The following is a 2,427-nucleotide window of genomic DNA, read 5'->3' on the forward strand; positions in this document are numbered from 1 at the left end:
CTTCAGGAGAGTGCTAACGTGCCGGTGAGATAGGCCGTCGCCCTTTTACTGTCAAGGGAACGACATCCACATGACAGCGAGATTCGTGGGTTTATACCCGAGCCTGGGCAATGGCTTTGCGGAAGTCGTCAGCCGTCATGCCGCGCTTGTACAGCGCCTTGCCGATCAGGAAGCCGGGCGTGCCCCGGAGCTGGAAGGCTGTAGCCTKGGCGTGGCTGCGCGCAAGCAGGCCGACGAAGATGTCTCGACGCGTGTCGAGCTCGCTGCGGGCTTGCGCGACATCGACGCCGATATCGCCCAGAAGGTCGGCGGTGCTGCGAAACGTCAGGCGGTCATGGGTGGTCATCAAAGTGCGGACGGCGTCGGCGTAGCGGCCCTGGCTGTGAGAAGCCAGCGTCAGCAAAGCCGCGTTGCGCGATACTTCGCCGAAGATCGGCCAGTCGCGCAAGAGAACGCGGATGTTGCCGTCCTCAGCCATGACCTTTGAGAGTTCGATGAAACTCACCTTGCAGTAGGGGCACTGGTAGTCGGTGAATTCCACAACAGTGACGTTGCCGTCCGGATTGCCGAGCACCGGTATGTCCGGGTCGAAGGCCACTTCGTCCACGCTCGGCATTGGATTGGCCCAAAGCGGCATGGGCGCTATCACGCTCAGGCCAGCAATGCCCTTGAGAATATGACGCCTGTTTGGCGACCGGTCCCGCATGCAATCGATCCTGTTTATGTCTGGGGCCTTCCTAAACGATGAGCGGCCATGATTGACAGCGGCCTGATCGTCGCGCGTGCGCACTATAGTGTGAACGTAAAATCATGGTGCAGTGCAAAATCCCCGCTTGAATGGTGAGCATGCTTATAATATATGCCGCTCATGAAAAATGAAGGCATCGAAAGGCTGGGTTTCCTCATCCACGACGCGGCACGGTTGATGCGTCGCAACTTTGAGCAGCGCGGCAGCGAATTTGGGCTGTCGGCGGCGCAATGGCGACTGCTTGTCAGGCTGGTCAAGGAAGAGGGTGTGGCGCAGGCGCGTCTTGCCGAACTTCTCGAAATCGAGCCGATCAGCGTGTCGCGACTGCTGGACCGGATGGAGGAGGGCGGCTGGATCGAGCGCCGTCAAGGCAATGCGGATAGGCGTGTGCGCATGATCTTTCCGACCGACAAGGCGCTTGAGGCCTTTTCCAAGGTCAAGGCAGTTGCCGGCGAGGTCTACGAGCGGGCGCTGAGCGGACTTACTCCCGAAGAGCGGCTCGCCACGGTCCATGGCCTGCGCACCATAGTCGACAACCTTTCCGCGGGCGAACCCGCCAATGTGAATTGTTTGAGAGAGACGACAAAATGAACGCGGTGGCGAAAGTGAACGAAAACAGCCTAAAGCTCGAACTCGAGAGCCCAGCGGCAGCCCAGCTCCAGCCCGCATTGGCGGCACCAGCGCCGGCTCCCAAGAGGCGTGGCCGCTTTGTGCTGATGGCGGCGTTGCCGCTGGCCCTGGTTGTCGGAGGCGGTTATTTCTACGTGACCGGCGGCCGTTACCAGGAAACCGAAAACGCCAATCTGCGTCAGGCCAGGATGATCATCGCCTCGGAGGCGGCCGGCCGCATCATCAAGGTTGATGTCGCCGACAACACCACGGTGAAGGCCGGCGACCTTCTGTTTGAGGTCGATCCCGAGCCCTACAGGATCGCTTTGGCGCAGGCCGATGCCGCGCTCGCCGGTGCACGTCTCAATGTCGAGCAGCTTCGCGCCGCCTACAGCCAGGCAGTCGCGCAGGAGCGGGTCGCGGCCAGCGGGCTCGATTATGCCCAGGCGCAGTTCGACCGCAGCAACGATCTGGTCACCAAGGGCGTGAATACCAAGTCTTCGCTGGACGAGGCCCGCATGGAACTCGACAAGGCCCAGCAGCAGCACAGCGCTGCCGTGCAGGGCATCGTCAGCGCCAAGGCGGCACTCGGTGGCAATCCGGACATCGAGACCGACAAGCACCCGACAGTGCTGGCGGCACTCGCCGCGCGTGACAATGCAGCCTTCAACCTGGCGCAGACATCGGTTCGCGCGCCTGCCGACGGTGTGGTCTCGCAGGCCGCATCCTTCAAGGTCGGTCAGTTCGTGAGTGCAGGTACTGCGCTGTTCAGCCTGGTCGAGACCGGCGACACCTGGGTCGAAGCGAATTTCAAGGAAACGCAGCTCACCCATATGAAGCCAGGCCAGGAAGCCGATATTGTGCTCGACACCTATCCCGACCGTACCTTCCGCGGCACGGTGGAAGCGATCGGCGCCGGCACTGGCGCGGAGTTCTCATTGCTGCCGGCACAAAACGCCACCGGCAACTGGGTCAAGGTCACGCAGCGCATCCCTGTACGGGTCAAGGTCGACACCGCCGACGCTGGCTTGGCGATGCGCACCGGCATGAGCGCCACGGTGTCGATCGAC

At 62.0% G+C, this 2,427-nt stretch carries 3 protein-coding genes; 2 read left to right on the plus strand and 1 reads right to left on the minus strand.

The genetic code is table 11. The features are described 5' to 3' along the window. Positions 1-91 precede the first annotated feature (91 nt). Positions 92-706: a DsbA family protein gene (locus tag AC1DUU_RS29525; RefSeq protein WP_476786874.1), complete on the minus strand. Its 615-nt coding sequence runs from the start codon at positions 704-706 to the stop codon at positions 92-94. Positions 707-868: 162 nt separating this feature from the next. On the opposite strand from AC1DUU_RS29525, the gene AC1DUU_RS29530 reads away from it, so the two are divergent. Both AC1DUU_RS29530 and AC1DUU_RS29535 read left to right on the plus strand, forming a co-directional pair. Then, a complete protein-coding gene (locus tag AC1DUU_RS29530) occupies positions 869-1,339 on the plus strand; it encodes a MarR family winged helix-turn-helix transcriptional regulator (RefSeq protein ID WP_476786876.1) in 471 nt (156 codons plus the stop codon). Beyond that, positions 1,336-2,427, plus strand: a 1,092-nt coding sequence (locus AC1DUU_RS29535) for an HlyD family secretion protein (protein WP_476786875.1), incomplete at its 3' end; no start/stop codon positions are given. The genes AC1DUU_RS29530 and AC1DUU_RS29535, both read left to right, overlap by 4 nt.

The organism is Aminobacter sp. P4_H6_2, assembly GCF_056400805.1.

Coding starts and splice junctions, on each gene's coding strand:
- AC1DUU_RS29530 (WP_476786876.1), top strand. CDS start 869: ATGAAAAATGAAGGCATCGAAAGGCTGGGTTTCCTCATCCACGACGCG.